18 protein-coding genes and 2 pseudogenes are annotated in these 20211 nt (G+C 35.6%); 6 read left to right on the top strand and 14 right to left on the bottom strand.

Annotation, left to right across the window (positions count from 1 at the left end):
• Positions 1 to 238: 238 nt before the first annotated feature.
• The 3 genes from STA7437_RS16970 to STA7437_RS16960 all read right to left on the bottom strand — a co-directional run bounded on the left by STA7437_RS16970 (position 239) and on the right by STA7437_RS16960 (position 4754).
• The gene (locus STA7437_RS16970) at positions 239 to 1978 is read right to left on the bottom strand and encodes a glycosyltransferase family 39 protein (protein WP_015194618.1); all 1740 of its coding nucleotides are present in this window, start codon (positions 1976 to 1978) and stop codon (positions 239 to 241) included.
• Between the two features lie 328 nt (positions 1979 to 2306).
• Positions 2307 to 2654: a hypothetical protein gene (locus STA7437_RS16965; protein WP_015194617.1), complete on the bottom strand. Its 348-nt coding sequence runs from the start codon at positions 2652 to 2654 to the stop codon at positions 2307 to 2309.
• Positions 2655 to 2957: 303 nt separating this feature from the next.
• A complete protein-coding gene (locus STA7437_RS16960; protein ID WP_015194616.1) occupies positions 2958 to 4754 on the bottom strand; it encodes a glycosyltransferase family 39 protein in 1797 nt (598 codons plus the stop codon).
• Between the two features lie 32 nt (positions 4755 to 4786).
• Between STA7437_RS16960 and rnhA the strand changes: the two genes are divergently transcribed.
• Positions 4787 to 5260: a ribonuclease HI gene (gene rnhA, locus STA7437_RS16955; RefSeq protein WP_015194615.1), complete on the top strand. Its 474-nt coding sequence runs from the start codon at positions 4787 to 4789 to the stop codon at positions 5258 to 5260.
• A gap of 136 nt (positions 5261 to 5396) precedes the next feature.
• Entirely contained in the window at positions 5397 to 5567 is a 171-nt protein-coding gene (gene psb34 / locus STA7437_RS26245) for a photosystem II assembly protein Psb34 (RefSeq protein ID WP_015194614.1), read from the top strand.
• Positions 5568 to 5711: 144 nt separating this feature from the next.
• On the opposite strand, the pseudogene STA7437_RS16945 reads toward psb34, so the two are convergent.
• From STA7437_RS16945 to STA7437_RS16915, 7 genes and pseudogenes are all read right to left on the bottom strand, one after another.
• Positions 5712 to 6941: pseudogene (locus STA7437_RS16945) on the bottom strand (RNA-guided endonuclease InsQ/TnpB family protein).
• A 170-nt stretch (positions 6942 to 7111) separates the two neighbouring features.
• Positions 7112 to 7561 (bottom strand): nucleoside-diphosphate kinase, encoded by a 450-nt coding sequence (ndk, locus tag STA7437_RS16940; protein ID WP_015194613.1) that lies wholly within the window; start codon positions 7559 to 7561, stop codon positions 7112 to 7114.
• 126 nt (positions 7562 to 7687) lie between these two features.
• Positions 7688 to 8734 carry a D-alanine--D-alanine ligase family protein gene (locus tag STA7437_RS16935; RefSeq protein WP_015194612.1) on the bottom strand — a complete coding sequence of 349 codons (1047 nt, stop codon included), beginning with the start codon at positions 8732 to 8734 and terminating at the stop codon, positions 7688 to 7690.
• 136 nt (positions 8735 to 8870) lie between these two features.
• Positions 8871 to 10625: an FAD-dependent oxidoreductase gene (locus tag STA7437_RS16930; protein WP_015194611.1), complete on the bottom strand. Its 1755-nt coding sequence runs from the start codon at positions 10623 to 10625 to the stop codon at positions 8871 to 8873.
• A 79-nt stretch (positions 10626 to 10704) separates the two neighbouring features.
• On the bottom strand, positions 10705 to 11109 hold the full coding sequence (locus STA7437_RS16925) for a helix-turn-helix domain-containing protein (RefSeq protein WP_015194610.1): 405 nt from the start codon (positions 11107 to 11109) through the stop codon (positions 10705 to 10707).
• Positions 11073 to 11422, bottom strand: a pseudogene (locus tag STA7437_RS27715) (type II toxin-antitoxin system RelE/ParE family toxin). The gene STA7437_RS16925 and the pseudogene STA7437_RS27715 overlap by 37 nt, the downstream one beginning before the upstream one ends.
• Positions 11423 to 11529: 107 nt before the next feature.
• Entirely contained in the window at positions 11530 to 12393 is an 864-nt protein-coding gene (locus STA7437_RS16915) for an ABC transporter permease (protein WP_015194609.1), read from the bottom strand.
• Between the two features lie 379 nt (positions 12394 to 12772).
• Between STA7437_RS16915 and STA7437_RS16910 the strand changes: the two genes are divergently transcribed.
• The gene (locus STA7437_RS16910; RefSeq protein ID WP_015194608.1) at positions 12773 to 13984 is read left to right on the top strand and encodes a hypothetical protein; all 1212 of its coding nucleotides are present in this window, start codon (positions 12773 to 12775) and stop codon (positions 13982 to 13984) included.
• A gap of 82 nt (positions 13985 to 14066) precedes the next feature.
• Here STA7437_RS16910 and STA7437_RS16905 read toward each other — a convergent pair whose 3' ends face one another.
• The 3 genes from STA7437_RS16905 to STA7437_RS16895 all read right to left on the bottom strand — a co-directional run bounded on the left by STA7437_RS16905 (position 14067) and on the right by STA7437_RS16895 (position 16677).
• Positions 14067 to 14720 carry a DUF1361 domain-containing protein gene (locus tag STA7437_RS16905; RefSeq protein WP_015194607.1) on the bottom strand — a complete coding sequence of 218 codons (654 nt, stop codon included), beginning with the start codon at positions 14718 to 14720 and terminating at the stop codon, positions 14067 to 14069.
• Positions 14721 to 14746: 26 nt separating this feature from the next.
• On the bottom strand, positions 14747 to 15523 hold the full coding sequence (larB, locus tag STA7437_RS16900; protein WP_015194606.1) for a nickel pincer cofactor biosynthesis protein LarB: 777 nt from the start codon (positions 15521 to 15523) through the stop codon (positions 14747 to 14749).
• A 62-nt stretch (positions 15524 to 15585) separates the two neighbouring features.
• Entirely contained in the window at positions 15586 to 16677 is a 1092-nt protein-coding gene (locus tag STA7437_RS16895) for a 3-deoxy-7-phosphoheptulonate synthase (RefSeq protein ID WP_015194605.1), read from the bottom strand.
• Positions 16678 to 17075: 398 nt separating this feature from the next.
• Between STA7437_RS16895 and STA7437_RS16890 the strand changes: the two genes are divergently transcribed.
• The 3 genes from STA7437_RS16890 (at position 17076) to STA7437_RS16880 (ending at position 19599) form a co-directional block, all read left to right on the top strand.
• Complete coding sequence (locus STA7437_RS16890) at positions 17076 to 17321, top strand: DUF4278 domain-containing protein (RefSeq protein WP_015194604.1); 246 nt, start codon at positions 17076 to 17078, stop codon at positions 17319 to 17321.
• A gap of 126 nt (positions 17322 to 17447) precedes the next feature.
• On the top strand, positions 17448 to 18383 hold the full coding sequence (locus STA7437_RS16885; RefSeq protein WP_245562043.1) for a GNAT family N-acetyltransferase: 936 nt from the start codon (positions 17448 to 17450) through the stop codon (positions 18381 to 18383).
• 415 nt (positions 18384 to 18798) lie between these two features.
• Positions 18799 to 19599 (top strand): SDR family NAD(P)-dependent oxidoreductase, encoded by an 801-nt coding sequence (locus STA7437_RS16880; RefSeq protein ID WP_015194602.1) that lies wholly within the window; start codon positions 18799 to 18801, stop codon positions 19597 to 19599.
• 57 nt (positions 19600 to 19656) lie between these two features.
• Here the strand turns inward: STA7437_RS16880 and STA7437_RS16875 are convergent, their stop codons facing one another.
• On the bottom strand, positions 19657 to 20202 hold the full coding sequence (locus STA7437_RS16875) for a hypothetical protein (protein ID WP_015194601.1): 546 nt from the start codon (positions 20200 to 20202) through the stop codon (positions 19657 to 19659).
• Positions 20203 to 20211 lie beyond the last annotated feature (9 nt).

Raw genomic sequence — 20211 nt, 5'->3', positions numbered from 1 at the left:
CCCAGGCTCTACCTTGAGAAAGTGGAGGTTTTGTTAGCCAGATTGGTAACTTGCCAGTGCAGTAGCTTATTGTAATGGTAAAGGTGGCTTTAATTATGTAATTCTTGAAAAGATTTCCAATTTGTATCGAGGTTATACATAAAGTAGAACAACATAATTAACAAAGAAAATGAAAAGCAACTAATAACTGGTGTACGGGCTTTCGCACTGCCTTGCCCCTACTGATAACTGATCACTGTTACTCCCTACAATTGTATAGCTGATAACGATATCCTGTGGTTTTACGTTTGAAATTGGTTTCGGCATTACATTGAAATTGTTCTAAGTTGTTTAGCTCAGAAACATTAACTAGCCAAAGTTGAAAAGGACGAGGAATGGCCGCGGTCGCTCCGCGGCTCGGCGTAGCCGAGATCGCTTGTTGTAAAATTGAACTGGCTATGGTTAAATCTTTTTCTGGTTGATGAATTAATAAAAACTGGGGTTGAAAGTCCAATCGATTTTGTTTGATTAGTTCTTGAAATTGCCAAGCAATACTCATCATTTCTCCTGTTTGTCCGTGAGTTTGATGTAGAGTAGCAATGATAACGGGTGTTTGAGGAGCTACTTGTTGATAAGCTTCAATCATTACAGGAACAACTAAATCAGGACGTTCGACTTTTTGAAAGGCATAGTTATTTGTAATAGTAAGAGAGCCAAGAATTCCCATCAAAATAGTTATGCCAATTACTTTTTTTCCTTGTGGTTTAAACCAATAATTTTTTTGATTAGGTTGTTGCCAATAAATACTCAGAATTACACTGAATAAAAGTAAAATAACAGGATAATAAAAAAACTGAAAGCGAGCAGACAAAGTTAAATCTGCTTTGAAAACAAAAGTAATAACTAAAATTAAAGCGATCGCACTTAAAACAAATCGCCATAATACTCTAGTTGATAAATTAATTGATTGTAATTTTTGATTCTGTTTGAAATTTCTAATCCAAGTAGGAACTAACCAAATTAACAAAGCTAAAATTATAGCTCCAGAAGCAATACTTACCCAATCTGCAACACCTTCTATCGGTAAAAGAAATACCATAGTGATGAGCCAGACTAATAATCTTAAAATTGGTTCAAAAAATTGGGCTAAAGGATTTTCATTGAAAACCCAGCTAGTTAGTTGATTATCTGGAATACTACGCCAAGTATGAATCCAAACCGAACAACTAATAATTGTTCCTATAATCGCTAAATAAATTTTTGACCAATAATTGTTGAGAATATTTTTAGGATTTTTCCTAAAGTCTCGCCACCAAAAACCGAATAAAACTACAATTTCTGTAACTAAAGTTAAGCAAAAAAAATAATGAGTTGCAACTCCTAATCCATTAACTACAATCCAAGACAAAACTAGGGATAGAGAAATAGATTTCTGTTGACCTAAATGGCGAACTGCTATGGTTAAAAAAGTTAAAGAAAAAATAACCCAGATAATAACTAAAGTATAGTGACGTGCTTCTTGTGATAAATAAACTCCGTAGGGAGAAATAGCCATTAATGCTGCTGCTAGTTGGCAAATTATTAAAGAACGAAATAATAACCAACTACAACCAAACATTACAGGAATTGCTACAATTCCTAAGCAAGAACTTAAAGCTCTACCTAACCAAATTGAAACTAGACCAACATCAGGTGAAAATAACTTTAACCACCAATGATTAACTACAAAATAAAAAGGTGGATGAGTACTTTCTGTTAGTAAATGATGAATAACATCTTGAGTTTGTTGAGCAGGATTTAATTGTAAAGGTGATAATAAAGTCTCAAGCTCGATAACTTGGTCTAAAGGTACAGTACGAAAACTATTACCTAAACTAAATACTAAAGTAGCCCATTCATCTGACCAAGGAGGCTTTGATTCCAAATTAGTAAAACGTAGTGCTGTTCCTAGTGCGATCCAACCTAGCAATAGTAATAAATGAATTGAAGACTTTTTCATTAAATATGTTGTTTATTTCTAAGACCAACAATATAATAGGCTTCATTTTAGCTGATTAGTTCCACCAAATTTTTTTTCAATTACTAGTTAATAACTTTAGTTTGGCAAATCAAGTCAATTTTAATAAATCAAAAATAAAATTAATTATTAAATTACGATTAAAAATTGTTCTTCTGAATAAATATACTAAATGCTTTTATGAATGCTTCTACAATGAAGCGATCATCTACTTTTGTTAAATATTTACTAAAATATTTTGATTTAACTTTACCAAGACTTTAAAAATATTTAATTCATAATTATGGCTGTTTGTGTGTAAAAATCACCCTTACAGATTCTTTTCTATAATGTCTTCTAGTTGTGCAGTGGTAAACTTGGGGGGTTGACCATACTCGTTAGAGTCATTATAGTTATCTCTTTGGCACAACTTTAAGCTCTTACCTGAAGATTCACAAACCTGAACATAATAATTTCGTAAGTTACATTCTTTACGTGCCATTATTAGATCAAGATTGTGAGGGTCAGCATTCTGCATATTCATAATGGTATTGCAGACTCTAGCCGTTCTAAGGGTTGCAAAATCGTAAACTTCAGCACTGGCTTTAAGATAGTAATTGACAGTAGAAAGAGAAAGTACAGATAAAACTGCTGCAAATTTTAGAGATAATGTTTTCATTGTTGACGAAATTGTTTAAGTTAATAGATTTGTTCGCAGAACTATCAATATTGAATTAATCAATCAGAAAAAAAAATTTAAGAAATTTCAAGCCTAAACTTTTTGGGTAAAAAGTCGAAAGGTTGAGAAAATAAGATTAAAAATTTGATTAAAAAGACGAATTAGTATTTTACCTAATAAAATATAGGTAATAAATTTAATTTTTATGCAATCCTCAGCCTCAATGAATATTTAGAACATCAAGCTAAACCAGATTGACTCTCACTGTTTATATGCGATCGCTTTAAATCCAAGGGTTGACATTCAAGAATCTTGCTTAGGTAAACAGTGATAAAGACGATAACTATATCCAGGCGGTTTGTGTTTAAATTTTTCATCAATATAACAGCCTTGACTTTCTAGACCTGCTGAAGCAGAAAAGTTGACGATCCAAATATTGAGAGGACGAGAAAATTGATTAACAATTTGATGTAATTTTTGTGTAACTAAATTAGCGTCTTGGTCTTTATGTAATAATAAAAACTGAGGTGATTTAATAGATTTATTTTTAGTTAGTTTGTGCCATTCCCAAGCAATACCCATCATTTCTCCTGTTTGTTCATGAGTTTTATGGACGGTAGCCACTAAAACAGGAACATTGGGATAAGCAATTTGTTGCGCTTCAAGCATTACAGGTGGAATGAGATCGGGACGGTCTGGTTTTTGATAACCATAGTTATTAATAACTGTTATTCCTCCCAAAAAGCCGATTATTATTGTTGTAATTGCTAAGTTTCTACCAGATAAAATATTTAATTTTTTACTTAGTATTTGTGACCAAGATAAAGTAAAAATAATAGCTACTAATAAAATAGTTGCTGGAAAATAAAAAAATTGGAATCTAGCTGCTAAGGTTAAATCTTTACCCCAAAAATAGGCAAAAATAAGTACTAAAATAATTGATGTTAACCAAAAATTGCCTACGGTTTGAGCAACAAAAATTTTTAATTTTAACTGCTGGCGAGATTGTAAATATTGAATAATTTGCCCAATCAACCAAAGAATAACTCCTAATACAATTACAATGGAAATTATTGTTACTACTAAAGGAGTATTTTCAATTGGTAGTAAGTAAAGCATTGTTATCAACCAACCAAATAACCTGCCAATTGGTTCAAAAAATTCACCGCCCCAAATATTACCATGTTCAATCCATGCAGTTAATTCATGATCGGGAATATCGCGCCAAGTAAACAACCATCCCGAACAACCAACTATCGTACCTGCGATCGCAATTATTATTCTGTGCCACCAATGAGGTAAGAGAGAGGGGGAGAGGGGGAGAGGGGGAGAAAGATTGGTAGTAGTATTGGAATTTAGTCTTTTTCGCCAATGTAATTTAACTTCTTGAATCCAAAGAGTAAACAACACCACAATTTCTGATACTAAAGCTAATCCAAAAAAGTAATGGGTAGCAACACCCAGGCTATTAATTACAATCCAAGTTAAAACTGTAGCAATATTAAGAGATTTTTTTTGTTCTATATTTCTAACCGCCACAATTAAACAAGCCAACGAAGCAATAATCAACAAGATGACTAAAGTATAGTGACGGGCTTCTTGTGCCAAATAAATTCCATAAGGAGAAACTGCCATTAAAGCTGCTGCAAGTTGGGCAACTAATAGCGAACGACTAAGTAACCAACCCAAACCAAACATAGCAGGAATAGCAGCAACTCCTAGTAAAGCACTTAAAGCCCGCGCCCACCAGAGAGAAACCAAACCAGTTTGATCTGAAAACAAACCTAACCATAAATTAGTCAAAACAAAATAAACAGGAGGATGGGTACTTTCTTCCATCAAATGATTAATAACTGCCTGTGGCTGAATCGTTTCATGTTGTTGCAGAGGTAACAACAAAGTATTCAAGTCAATCAAACGATCTAAAGGAATAGTACGAAAACTATTACCCAAACTAAAAACTAAAGTAGCCCATTCATCAGCCCAAGGCGGTTTAGCATCAAGATTGGTAAAACGTAAGGCAAATCCCACCAACATCGATAATCCCAACAACCCAATTTGAACCCCAATAGTTTTTTGACGCACTTTTTTTGCTAACATGATTGGCTACAAAATTATCGACCGATGATATAGTGTCAGAACAATTAAAGCAAGTAATAATTTACACCGATGGTGCTTGTACAGGAAATCCTGGTGCAGGCGGTTATGGCGCAATACTAATTTATAACCAACATCGTAAAGAAATTTCTGGTGGCTATCGTTTAACTACCAACAATCGCATGGAAATGATGGCTGCGATCGCAGCTTTGACTTCTCTCAAACATAAATGTGCTGTTACTCTTCACAGTGATTCTAAATATTTAGTCGATGCGATGAAACTAGGTTGGGCTAAAAAATGGCAAGCTAACGGCTGGATGAGAAATAAAAAAGAAAAAGCCAAAAACCCCGATCTTTGGCAACAATTACTTGATTTATGTCAATATCACCAAGTAGATTTTGTCTGGGTAAAAGGTCATGCAGGAATACCAGAAAACGAATTATGCGATCGCTTGGCGGTAGCTGCTGCTGGGGAGTCTAATTTACCCCCCGATCTGGGTTATCTTTGAGACAATTATCTTAACTATCGACTTGTCTCTATCTTTCGACAGAAATAATTATTTTTTTTGTCAAGCACTGTTTACATTCTGTTAAATATCTGTTACATTTATTTACATAAAAAGAAAGTAAATAACAAAAAACCTTATGTATTCAACAACTGACGAAAACGGAATTATTAATAACTTTCCCAAAGAACCAAAAATGTATTTAGCAGAAAAACCTTCTTCAGCACAAAAACGTAATTATGCGCTTCAAGGTATAGCTGCTGGTTTATTGCTTACTGCTGTAGTTTGGATTTCTCTAGCGGTTAGTTAGTCGTCAAATTGTTGACTTATCTGCCTAGTTCTTAAAAAATTTCTCATCGACAATGGATTTCTCCTCTTAACCTCGGTAAGTGCGCCGAGGTTTTTGCTGTTTACTGCTAGTGAAGTACCCTGAGCCTAAAGGCAAAAGGGCTTCCTACCCAGAAACAAGCGCAGTAGTAGATTTCTTTCGTCCTCTATTACTACGTCTTACTGTTTGGCGACAGGCTTGATCCCCGCTTCCCGAGGTCTTTAATATCCGCAGTGCTTCATCTCTGATGTTTCTAGCTGCATTTACATCTCTATCTATGTTTTTATTATTACAGCTAGGACAGTCCCAAAACCTTATTTCAAGACTCAGCTCGCTTACTTGAAATAGACAATTATTGCAAGTTTTACTAGAGGCAAAGAAACGGTCAACCTCTATATACACTTTGCCCTCGTTTTCGGCTTTATACTTCAATATGGTACAAAATTGACCCCAACCTACTTGGCTGATAGCTTTTGCTAAGCTGCGGTTTCTTACCATGTTACTAACTGCCAGACTTTCTACTCCAATAACTTGATTTTCGTTAACTATCCTGCGTGATAGCTTGTGGTGAAAGTCTTCTCTACAACGAGATATTTTATTATGAATGCGCGCGACTTTAATTCTAGCTTTATTGCGGTTATTAGAACCCTTTTGTTTTCTAGATAGTTGTTGTTGTTTTCGTTTAAGATTTAACTCATGCTTTTTCAACCAACCAGGATGATTAAACTTACTTCCTTCGCTGGTAATGCAAAAATGTGTTAAACCAAGGTCTAACCCTATCGCTTTACCTTCAGAAGATTGAGCAGGTTTTTCTAACCCGTCCTCAAACAAAATAGAAGCATAATACTGACCAGAAGGATTTTTACTGATTGTGACAGTTTTAATTTTCCCTTCGATTGGTCTATGTACTCTAGCTACAATCGAACCTATTTTCGGAACTATTAGATACTCTTCTTGAAGCTTGACGTTGCTTGGATATTGTAAAGACTGCTTGCCGTGTTTAGATTTGAATCTAGGATACATAGCACGTCTTTCAAAGAAATTATTGAAAGCTATGCCCAAGTTCAAACATACTTGTTGTAAGCACATTGAGTAAGTCTCAGACAGCCAAGCTGTGCGGACATATCAAGCGTCTGAACCAAGTTCAGACGGCTTGTCCTCTTCTTCTTGCTTCTTAAGAGTGGGTAACATCTTTTTGATATCATAACCAGAAAGACCTTTACCTGTATCTTGATAGGTTTCGTTCATCAAGTTAAGAAAATAATTCCACACCCAACGACAAGAACCAAAAGCTTTTGCTAGCTGCTGTTTCTGTTGAGTATCTGGATATAATCTTACTTTGACTACCTTGAGCATTAGAGTAAATTAAATTTGCTATAAATTATTGTAGCAGAAAACCAGTTAGTGTTTAGTTCGCGCTCCATCCCGTCCCATAAATGGAGACGGGGATTTTCGCTCACATTTCTAAAAAAACCTACCTCAGCATCAGCAGGTAGGTATTGAATCAGAATTAAAAGAACTAGCTATTATTCATATAACCAAGACTTCATCGTTGGTTCCCAACTAACTAATTCCTCGTCACTAAACCACAAACTAATCTCTCTTTGGGCAGTTTCGATCGCATCGGAACCATGAATTAAATTTCGACCGATACTAACCCCATAATCACCCCGAATTGTACCAGGTTCAGCAGTCAGAGGATTAGTAGCACCAATAATTTTTCTAGCAGCAGCGACTACCCCGTCTCCTTCCCAAACCATTGCTACCACAGGAGCAGAAGTAATAAAATCTACTAAACTACCAAAAAATGGTCTTTCTTTGTGGACATCATAATGTTTTTCAGCCAATTCACGGGAGACTTTCATTAATTTCAAGCCGACTAAAGTAAAGCCCTTCGTTTCAAAACGACGAACTACCTCGCCAACCAGATTACGCTGTACCCCATCAGGTTTGATCATGAGAAATGTGCGTTCCATCATACCCTCCTTGAGAATTTACAATTTGTCACAAACTTCAGATTAACTCAGATTTTGCCTCTTTTTTTGAAATGTTTAGAAGAGATTAAAAGCTAAAGCGATCGCTATTGTTAGGTTTTAACTACCTTAATGACGTTCAATGGCAAATTGAATTAAACGATTAACCAATTCAGGAAAAGGAACATTAGTAGCTGCCCACATCTGAGGATACATACTGGTAGCAGTAAAACCAGGTAGAGTATTAATTTCGTTAATTAAAACTTCACCAGTTGCTTCGATATAGAAGAAATCTACCCTTGCTAAACCAGCAGCATCAACCGCAGCAAAAGCTTGCAGAGACATTGCTTGAATTTTCGCTGCGATCGCATCGGGAATCTGGGCAGGAATGTGTAATTGGGCTAATCCTTCGGTATATTTGGTTTCGTAGTCGTAAAAATCACTATTAAAACTAATTTCTCCTACTACAGAAGCTTTAGGATCATCGTTACCCAAAACGGCACATTCTACTTCTCTAGCAACCACACCAGCTTCAACAATAATACGTCGGTCGTAACTAGCAGCATTATCGAGGGCAGTTTCTAATTCTTGGCGATTTCTTACTTTAGCAATGCCAACCGAAGAACCCAAGTTAGCAGGTTTGACAAAGCAAGGATAATCTAGAGTGGCTTCGATTTCATCGCAGAGTTTCGGAAAAACACAGGGATTAGACCAAATTTGCGGTCTTGTTACTGCCATGTATTTTACTTGAGGTAATCCCGCCTCAGCAAAAGCAGTTTTCATGGCAATTTTATCTATTCCCATCGCCGAACCCAATACACCACTGCCAACGTAAGGAACTTGCATCAGTTGTAACAAACCCTGTACTGTGCCATCTTCACCATTAGGGCCATGCAGAATCGGAAACCATACCTCTATTTCCGAAACTAAAGGTGGAAATTGCCATCTACTTTGATTCGTTTCTACTTCTAAAGGCTGCTTAGTCTTGAGGATATTGTGAGCGATATCGCCAGCATACCAAATTCCGTTTTTAGCAATGTAAACAGGTATCACTTCGTAATGATAAAGATTATCCCCTTGAGCCAAAGCTGATGCGATCGCTTTTGCCGAATTAATAGAAACTTCATGTTCTCCTGAACAACCGCCGAATAACAACCCAATTTTTGTTCTTGCCATGAATCTACCGCCATCAAAATTTCCCTTTGATACTACACCATAGTAATCAGTGATCAGTTACCAGTTACCAGTTACCAAAGATTAAGTAAAAAGTAACAAGTAACAATTACCAGTTATCAGTTTTTTAATTATTGGGCTACAAAATTGCTTCGATTAGTAACCAGTTACCTGAAGCATTAATTCTTCCTACTACAGAAATGAGTTTTCCTGTGGGATATTCTCGTAATTTTTGCTCTACATCAGGATAAATGGTAATTAATTGCCAAATTTGATTCGGTTCAATTAAACTGATCTGATAATTATTGCCCTGACAACTAAAAATACCTTGGTAATAATTTCCTCTTGGTTTAACCACAGAAAAGTTTTGACAAAAACAATTTCCGTCTCCAGGATAATCTTCTGGATGATCTAAATAATATCTTTGCCACTTGAGCCATTCAGGATGTTCTGGCGGTAAATTAAATAAAGGAATAACCGCAGCAGGGGCATCTCGATCCGTAATTAAAGCCTCTTGAAGACTTCTAATTGATAATTCCCAAGGTTGACAATTAGTTTGAACACACAGCGCAGCAGCCATTCCCGCAGCTTGTCCAATATTCATTACTACTGGTTGTAAACGGGTACTACCATTAGCAATGTGAGAAACAGAAATATTTTTTTCACAGACTAAAAAACCCTCTACCTGTTCTGAAAATAGCGCACCATAAGGAATAGTAAAAGGTGTACCCGTCCATCTTCCACCCCAATGAATAGATTTAGGTTGTAAAGTAAATTCTTCCCCTGGATAATGATGATCGTTAGGATAGTTACCTATTGCGATCGCTTCGCTGCTACCTTCGGTAGTCGCGTTTATTTCTCCTGTAGTTGTTTTTGGTAAGGGTGCGACAGAACTATTTTCAATTGATAAAATATCGTGTTCTGTAATAGTTATCTGTCCTCTTAATCTTCTACTTTCCCGATAGTAAGGATGAAGTGCAAAAGCATTATTTCCAGGAAAAATACTACTAGCTAAACCGTAGCGTTTACCTAATTGAGATTGAATGTAATGGGCAAAATCTAAACTGTGATCATAAGCTTCTCGTAAAAATTGTGCTTCAGTTTCAGATTCAATCAATCGATTTAATCCTCGTCCATAATCATTGCCACCAATGGGCCAGTTGATCATAAAGAGATTATTGGGTAATCTACCGTAGTTGAGAAACTCTTCTGTACCATAGTTATCCCAAGCACCTTGAAAAGAAGTATTTGTGGGTTGAGAATTAGGAATAATTTCAGAGGCTAAATTATCTTCACCATAGTCTTGAAGTAAAAACACCCAAGTAGGAGATTGAACAGGATATTTATTAGTTAATTGATTAAAATCAACAGGCGCGCTTGGTTCATCAAATTCTGCTTGTAATTCCCAACCCCAACGATGGGGAAGATCCCCTAATGCTAATAAATCCCCTAATTCTGTTCCATCTATAGTAATTTTTGCTTCAATTAAATAATCCTCAAATCTAACGCCCTTAACAGCATTTTGATGTTTCAATATTTGTTTGGGAGTTTGTCCCTGAATCCAAGTTAAATTGGGTAATTGTTGCACCCAATCAGCAAATATTGCTGCCCCAACTCTAGGATCGTAAGTAAATAAACTTACCCAAGCATGATCCAAACCTCCTGATTGTTTTTGCTGTAACTCTCTTATAAATGCCCCCCAAATTCCCGTTTGCCACGCTGCTAATTCATTACCATCAGGGGCTGCAACTCCCGCAGCCGTAAGCATTCCACCCAACCAAACAAACTCACTAACCAAAACAGTTTGAACACCACAACGGGCTGCTTGAATCGCTGCAACCGTTCCTCCTGTACCACCACCAACCACCAAAACATCTGTAGCGATTTTTTCCATAGCTTACAAGATTTTAGCCAAAATAACTGAGATGAATGATTTCATAATCTCAAATGCTTGAGCTTTAATTTTGTTGCGATTAATTGCTCATTAGTTTTTGTGTCTCATTATCATCAGAATTCAAGATTATGCTTGCTAATTCTTGACGAGTAACTCCAGTGTTTAAAAGCGCACGAAATATCAAATCTAATGATACAGATGGATCTCCAGATTCTATTTTAGCCACCCGCGATTGTGAAGAACCCATTTTCTTAGCTAGGGTTTCTTGAGAGAGATTGTTTATTTTTCTTTGTTCTTTGGCAAATAAAGCCAGTCTTGTTTTAATTTCCACCAATTCGGTTTCAGCATCAGTTAAGCCCAAAAAATCGCTGGTATTTCCAACTTTATAACCAGCAGCCTCTAGCCGTTTTTGTTTTTCAGCGTCCATTAACTTTTCCTCTATTATTCCTAAATCGCGTCGTAATGCTTCAGTCTTTTCTGACATCGTTTAATAACTGCGTCAGGAGTTTTATTCGTCTTCTTAGCAAACACCTCTACAATAACTATGGCATCTTCATCAATACGATAAATAATTCGCCAAGTCTTATCCTCATCATTAATTCTCAGTTCATGGCATCTCGCACCAATGCTAGGCATCGGACGAGATTGAGGTAATGACGGGGATTCACCCTTTTGGAGTAATCGCAGTAAATAACCCCTTCAATACGAGCCTCACTGGAAAAAGGAGGGGTTTTAATCTCACCTGAAAACCAGATAACTGGTTGATTGTTTGGTGGATTTTGTTTATTGATATTCATTTATTTTATGTCAAATGTGACATATTCGCTATCTTAAAAGTTTACTATCTAAAAAACAATGTTTATTCGTTAGTAATTAGCAACTGCTAACTGGTCACTGATAACTGTTAACGCGATTTAGGATTCAAAAACTCACTCAAACCTTCTCCTACTAAAGACAATCCTGTTACCATCAAAGTCATGGCTAAACCAGGAAAAGTAGCTGACCACCAAATCCCTGTAGGTAAAGCATCTAAGGCCAATCTGAGATCGTGACCCCATTCTGGTACTTCTGGAGGTAACCCCAAACCCAAAAATCCCAAACCACCTAAAATTAAAATGGCATCGGCTGCATTGAGGGTAAATAAAACAGGAACACTTTGAATTACATTCCAAAACAGATAACGCGATAAAACTCGACTGGTAGAAGCACCCATTGCTTGCGCTGCTTCAATAAATAATTCTGTCTTAACGCTAGTAGTATGATTACGAACAAGACGATAATATTGAGGAATATAAGCAATACTAAGAGCGATCGCTGCATTAAATACTCCCTGACCAACCACGAAAGCAAGAGTAACTGATAAAAGCAATCCTGGTAGGGTATAAATCGTATCCATCAAAAATAACAGGATTTTATCGACTTTTCCGCCTAAATAACCACTAACTAAACCTACAGGAACACCCAAAATCAAACTAATCGTAGTCGCCAGAATTACGACTTTTAAAGCTGCTTGCGTACCAAATAAAGTCCTAGCAAAAACATCATAGCCTTGACGAGTTGTCCCAAACCAATAAGACGATCCTGGTGGTTGATGAATCGGATTAATTAGAGATGCTGTTGGATCTTGGATCCAGCCCCAAGTTTGTAAAGTCGGGGCAAGCAAAGCGATGAGAATAAAGCCGATGCTAATAATTAAACCTACAAAAGTTAAAATTAGCGACAAATTAGGACGAAAACGACGAGACAATCTAATTCTGGTTGTGGTCATGGCATGGAAAAATCTAATGACACGCCTTATAGTAACAACACCAGCAAGTTTCAGTCATTATTTCTTATAAGTTAGGTGAGAATTTATTTTTGCTATTTTAAAGTTTAATGTGAAAAATAGTAATCAAGAGTTTTGACTTTTCATCTCAATAGTTGATAATCACCTAACATAAATTCTCTCCGCGTCCCCTGATCAATCATTACATTCAACTGTTTAAGCAAACCTGATTTCATACTTTCTCTCTGATATTCTTTCAAGTTAAATAATCATTAATTTGTTCATCGGTCATCAATAATTTAGATAAGCGTAAATGAAGATTATACCCAATCTTTAACCGTAAACAATTTATAGTAATAACTGTTGTGAAAATCAATTTAGCATGGGAGTTAACCAAAAATTCAAGAGCTATCTAATCAAATTTTTTGGCTGTTCAAGTTTACTATTAATAGCCATATTAACTTTTAATTTAGCGATCGATCCCTATGGCGATTTCCGTCTAGCAGAAATTAAAGGGATTAATAGTGAAAAAGTGGTCGCTTATAGGCAAGGTGGTCGTAGAAAAAAGGCTAATGATATTCGACATAATAGTTATGACACGATTATTTTAGGTACATCTCGTGCAGTTTATGCCCTCAATCCCCAACATTCAGTATTTTCTGAACGAAAAGTTTACAATTTGGGATTAACTGGGACAAATATGTACGAAATTTACCAAGCTTATCAATATACCCGTCAAAATCAAGACCTAGATGTAGTAATTTTTTCACTTGATTTTTTAGCTTTTTCCAACAAGAGAACTGTTTCTGGAGATTTTTATAAATCTAGATTTTCGTCTAAAAATAATTTATTTAGTAAAGTAACAGAGTTTATTTCACTGTATAAATTGGAGTATAGTATTGAAACAATTCAGAGTAACAAACAAGGAAAAGTTTTAAATGAAATAGGTGGTTTTATAGAACAAGAAAGCGAAGATTTAGAGCATCGCCAAGCCTTTGACAATATTTTAAAAAATAATTTTTTTTCCAATCAAGAAACTTATGCTGGATATACTGATAGCCAACAGCGATTAAAATTGTTTCGGGAAATTGTGGCTGATTGTTTAGCTAATGGGATTGAACTGCGTTTATTTATTTCACCTGTTCATGCACGACATTTAGAAGCTATGGCTATTATGGAACTGTTTCCTACTTTTGAACAATGGAAACGAGATTTAGTAACTATAGTTAAAGAGGAAGCAGAACGTTTCAATCAGACTTCACCTACGTTTTGGGATTTTAGTGGTTATAACAATATTACTACTGAAGCTATTCCTCCTCGGGGAGATAAAACCAAAATGCAATGGTATTTAGAATCTTCTCATTACAATCGGAGATTGGGTAATTTATTGCTAGATATTGTGGTACGTTATCCTGAATCAGTAGATGATGCACCTGAAGATTTTGGTGATTTAATTACAGTTGATAATATTGAAAAACATTTAACTAAAATTCGACATCAACAAGGTCTTTATCGTAGAAACTATACTTTTGAAGTCGCAGAAGTTGCTAAGTTATTTCAGCAGGTTAATCAAGAACAATCTATTAAAAATTAATAATTTGTAGTTCTGATTTTAGGTAAAAAGAGTGCAAAAATTGCACTCATTATTATTTTTATTAAAGATTAAAAATCGACGTTTAATCCTTCAATCTAAAATGATCATTTTCAATGATAATTTGACGTAAACGTAACATTATACCCAGAGTAACTTGTTTCATTAACAAATAAAATACAGTTAAAATTGCAAAGGTGACAAAGATAACTAACACGGGTACTCGTTGAGTTAAATTGTCGATACTGGAAGTAAATAAAACATTAGGTTGAGTGATAATATCCCAACTATTAAAACGTAAAAATCTTCCTAAATAAATTCCGATCGCAGATAAAAAATGAGTTAGTAACTCTGTCCAAAAAATGTATTTTTTATATCCTATTCTTTTGAGATAATAACTTTGATTAATTAAAGAAATTACATAAGCTTCTCCACCTAAAGCGATCGCAGATAAATGAAGAGGAAAGAAAACCAGGGTAATAATCCAAATCGAATAATTGGCACGAATTGCTCCAATTAAATGAATAATATCTGTTAATAAATAAGGAGCATTAGGTAAAAAGGCAAAGTAGCAAATAAAACCCAACCACCAAATCAAAGAACGAGATCTGATATGTCTATGCCAACGAAATAACCAAACACTCAAAACCAAGGGAATAAAAGCCAAAAATAAGTTCCAAACAATCCAACCGCTATGTTTATTAAAGATATCTAAAGTGTTAGCCAGAATTGATTCCATAAGCTTTCAAGTAATTAATTAACTATTTAATTCTTACTTAATTTACTTGCTGTTCGTAAAATTTGCCCAGCTAACATAGCTGCACCAAAACCATTATCAATATTGACTACCCCAATACCTGTCGCACAAGAATTCAACATAGTTAATAAAGGCGCAACACCGCCAAAACTTGTTCCATAACCAATGCTAGTTGGAACTCCAATCACGGGGCAATCTGCCATGCCAGCTACTACACTAGGTAATGCGCCCTCCATTCCAGCTACCACAATCAAAACATTAGCTTCATAAATTACTTGACGATGACTCAACAGACGATGAATTCCTGCTACTCCAATATCCCACAGTCTTTTTACTTTAAAACCACAAAGCTGTGCTGTGATAGCTGCCTCTTCTGCTACAGGCAGATCTGCCGTACCCGCAGTGAGAATAGAAATTATTCCAGGATGGGTTACGATTGTTTCTGAGGTAGATAAAGCACAAATTCGAGCCAAAGGATAGTAAACCAAACCGTCAATTTCTGCTTGTAATTGTTCGGCAACATCTTGTTCAATTCTAGTTGCCATAACCACAGATGCTTTTTGTCGCATCGCTTGAATAATTGCAGCAATTTGTTCGGTAGTTTTGCCCGAACCCCAAATTACTTCAGGAAAACCTGTTCTTAACTGACGATGGTGGTCGATTTTAGCAAATTCGCCTACAGGTTCAAAGCTGAAATGTTTGAGTTTTTCTAAAGCGGTAGTCGGCTCGATTTGACCAGATGCAACTGCTTCTAGTAAGATTTTCAGAGCTTCAGGTTGATTCATTTAGTTAAACAGTTAAAAGCTGCCTAATCACAACTAAAATTTGTTTAATAATCCTAAAATAGTTATTTTACTGTCATAAACGCTTGATTTTTGGCAATTGTCGGTCTACCTTTAGCTATAGAGGTTGCGAAAGAACGTAACATCTTTTTGGTAGTTTCCCAATCAACACAAGCATCAGTAATACTTTGACCATAAACCAGAGACTGAGTGTTATTAGACAGAGATTGATTGCCTGCCACTAAATGACTTTCAATCATTACACCCATAATATCTAAACAACCTGCTTCTATTTGTTGAGCGATCTCATCTAAGACTAAAGGTTGACGACTATAATCTTTACTACTATTGCCATGACTACAATCAATCATCAGACGATGATTCAAACCTTTTTTCTCAAGCGAATGGGCTGCTGATTTTAGATCTTCTACATAGTAATTAGGGCGATTGCCACCACCCCTTAAGACTAAATGTCCATCGGGATTACCAGTAGTTGTAACAATACTAGCCAATCCATCCATATTAATTCCTAGGAAATGATGAGGAGTAGTAGCAGCCAGCATGGCATTAACTGCTGCATTAAGACTGCCATCAGTACCATTTTTATAACCCACAGGCATCGATAAACCAGAAGCCATTTGACGATGAATTTGACTTTCCGTTGTTCTGGCACCGATCGCTGTCCAACAAATTAAATCAGCAATATACTGAGGTGTAATAGGATCCAGTAATTCTGTCGCTGCGGGTAAATCCAGATGAGCTAAATCTAGTAGTAATTGTCTAGCCAGTCTTAATCCTGTATTAATATCGTAACTATTATCAAGATGAGGATCGTTGATTAGTCCTTTCCAGCCGACTGTAGTACGAGGTTTTTCAAAATAAACCCGCATCACAATTTCAAGTTCATTTTCTAATTCATCTCGCAAGCGAGTTAATCTTTCACCGTATTCTTCGGCTGCTTTGATATCATGAATTGAGCAAGGACCTACTACTACCAATACTCTTTGATCCTTACCTGTTAAAATATCACGAATGCGATCGCGAGTTTTAGTAACTAAGCTAGCTGCTTTTTCAGTCAAAGGAAATTCACTTTTAATAAATGCAGGGCTTAATAAAGGTCTAGTTTCAACAACGTGGAGATCGCTAGTTTTATCCATAGTATTATTTATAGTTCTCTAAATAACTAATAGCAGATATTGCTCAACTATTTTAGGCAAAATGCTCACCGATACTATATCTGGGTTTGACAGAATCAGCTAACTCATTTATTAAACCGCATTCGCGTAACCTCAAACAAGATGTAAATTCGAGCATAATCTGAGCAAGGCAAGACTGTTTTGATTGTAACAAGTTGATTGTTGCTTCACCTTGGAGCAGTTACCAGTTACTAATTATGGGGGATGAATAATCAACCTCGATGATGACGCGCGGAGCGACCAATAAAAATCTAGAGGTTTGCTTTAATTCATGGAACTGAAAACCGTTTAAATGCATATCGCTCGGTTTTACTGCCTATATATTAATTAGAAATTTTGCAATCAATGAGGAGTAAATTATGCACCTTACTTATCGTGGTATTCGGTATCAATCTAATCATAATGTGGCAACCACTACAACTGAAACCACAGTTAAATATCGTGGACAAGAATATCAAACTAAACGTTGTGCAGAAGTAGAAGTAAAATCAGTAACTAATCTAAAATATTTTATTTATCGTGGCATTGCTTATATGAATAGTGTTAGTTTTAGTAAACGCTCCACCCAAGATAATGATCATAATTATTCAACTAATTATCAATAAATATTTAAAAAATTCCATTGCTAAACTATTTTTAGAATAATTGTTTTTAAATCAATTAAAAATACTCTAAAACCATTAAGCCTTGTCAAAGCTTGATAATAAAAAAAGCCTTTTAAACAGAGCCTCATGATGAATTCTATCAAAATTAGTTTATTGCAAGAAAGCGAGTTACCGAAAGCAGAAAAACTCTTGCGACTTTCCTTTGGCACTTTTTTAGGACTTTCAGAGCCGATGAACTTTGGCAATGGAGCAGAATATACATCTCGTTGGTATCGAGAGCCTTTAGGAGCATTTGCTGCCAAAGCAGATGACCAACTAATTGGTTTCTGTATGCTGGCTAATTGGGGAAGTTGTGCAGGCTTTGGTCCGATTGTTACCCATCCTGATTATTGGGATCAAGGTATTGGTTCTCAATTAATCACTGCCTCTTGGTCAAAGTTTGACGAATGGAAAAGCCAGCAGATTATCTTTTGTACCCATGCCAACAGCCCTAAACATATCTATTTTTACGGAAAATTTGGTGCTGAACCTCGATTTTTAATTGCTTTATGTACTAAATCTGTTTTATTGATTCAATCACAACCACTAAAAGCCATAAGATATTCTCAACTTTCTAGTGAGCAACAAGCAGAGAGTTTAAATGCTGCGTATCAATTAACAGATCAGATTTATGAAGGATTAGATTGGCGTTCGGAAATTCTTCTCGTACAACAACGCTTCCTTGGAGATACATTATTGATCTGGGATGATACGGGATTAATTGGATTTGCTATTTGTCATTACGGAACAGGTTCAGAAGCAGCTAAAGAAAGTTGTTATGTTAAATTAGCAGCAGCCAAATCAGCCACAGCCTTTGAGCAATTAATTGAGCAGTGCGAAACTTTCAGTTTAATATTGGGAATGTCTTCTCTTGTAGCTGGCGTAGATACGGCTTGTGTCAATGCTTACCGTCTTTTGCTCGCCAAAAAATTTCGCATAGCTGTCCTTTCTGTTTCAATCCACAAACCTAATCAAACTGGTTATAGTCGCCCTGATGTTTATGTAATCGAAGATAAACGTTAGCAATGTTGAGCAAGAGCGATCGCTTTAGAATTAAATTTTTATAATAATTAAGATAGAAAAATAGTTATAACGCGATCGCTTTAGCTTTAAATAAAATAATAAATTTAGTTTTGTGCTTTTAATTATTTGTTAAGGCATCGCCAGAGATAGGAAAAAAAAATAAACTTTGTTAAACTTATTTAGTTCGATCAAATTATTAAGCATCTAGGTTTTTTAGGCTGACAAGATACTGGAAAAAATCTTGTCAAAATTGAGTTTTTAATTCTAGTACAACATGGCATAAATAAATTATCTATTTAAAATAGATGAAAAGCTGAAAAAATAAGCATTTTTTCGTTTAATTTTGGCTTTTTTTTGACTAAGTTCTGCTCAAATTGACCAACATTTTAATCATCAACTAATTTTAATTACAACTATGGTTTCTACTGTCCTAATTACTGGTGCATCTCAAGGAATTGGTAAAGCAACTGCTTTGTTATTTGCTCAAAAAGGCTACGATGTGGTTATTGCTGCTCGTAATTCGGAAAAACTAGCTCAAGTAGCAGAAGAAATTCGTCTACTAAATCGCAAAGTGTTAGCTATTCCCACCGATGTTAGTGACCGTGATGCAGTAACTAATTTAGTGAATCAAGCTTTGGCAAATTTTTATCATATTGATGTCTTAGTTAATAATGCAGGAATTTGTATGTCTGCGCCAATGGTGCAAACCACAATTGAAGAATGGCAACAAATTATTAATGTTAATCTTTGGAGTTATATCTATACTATCAAAACCTTACTGCCTCATTTTCTCTCACGTCAACAAGGAACAATTATCAACGTAGGTTCATTTGGAAGTAAAGTTCCCCTTCCTAACATGAGTGCCTATTGTACTACTAAACACGCGATCGCGGGATTATCGGAAACTCTTCGTTTAGAATTAGAACCTTCAGGAATTCATGTCTGTGGAGTTCATCCTAGTGTTACTAAAACTAGTTTTCTCGAACGGGCAGTTTTTAAGAACAAAGAAGGCAATACAGACAATCAACAAGCCGAACAAATGGAAAAATTCATGAATAGTCCTTTGGCAAGTTCATCAGAAGATGTGGCTAAAGCAATTTGGCAGGCGGTTAAACATCCTCAAGCAGAAATTATTGTCGGTTCAGCTAAATTTCCTGCAACATTGTATCGTTTATTTCCAGGTTTGACTCAGTGGGTTTTTCAACAAGCTACCTAGGATGAAAAGTAGAAACGTAATATATTAGGTTTGTACAAAATTCAAAAATTTTATTAGCTAAGAAATTAAACCTGCACGACAATCGCGTAACCACCTACTTACCGCTTGACCAATAATTCCATTACTACTTTCTTGGGGTGGTGTGGGAATATTTTCTTGCCCAGATTTACCAAAACGAGAATACATTGTCACTAGATACCAACCATCATCACTAGAAGTTAAAAACAACCAATGAAATGTTTGTCTTTCTAATTTTTGATTGTTTGAATATTGTCTTTCTAAAACAGTAAAAAAGACTTGTTCAGGTGACTCTGAAGTAATCGGATCGTATTGAAGCTGAGGTAAATTTAGTGGTTCATATTCCGCTTTTCCTGCGGTAATAATATAAGTTTCAATTCCTGCTGCTTGATTTAAATTTTGAGTAGTTTGAATAACCCGATTAGCATAATTAGGTAAATCTTTTAATAATAAAGAGGTTAGAGTTTTAATGTCAGCAGGACAACTATTATTGGTATTTATTATTGACTGACTACTTACCAATTTATGAGGAATTAATAGTGTAAAAACAAGCGTAAATATAGCCAAACATCGATTATTTAGCATTAAAATACT

It is taken from the genome of Stanieria cyanosphaera PCC 7437 (assembly GCF_000317575.1).
Taxonomy (GTDB): Bacteria; Cyanobacteriota; Cyanobacteriia; order Cyanobacteriales; family Xenococcaceae; genus Stanieria; species Stanieria cyanosphaera.
This window is presented reverse-complemented; position numbering and strand designations above follow the sequence as displayed.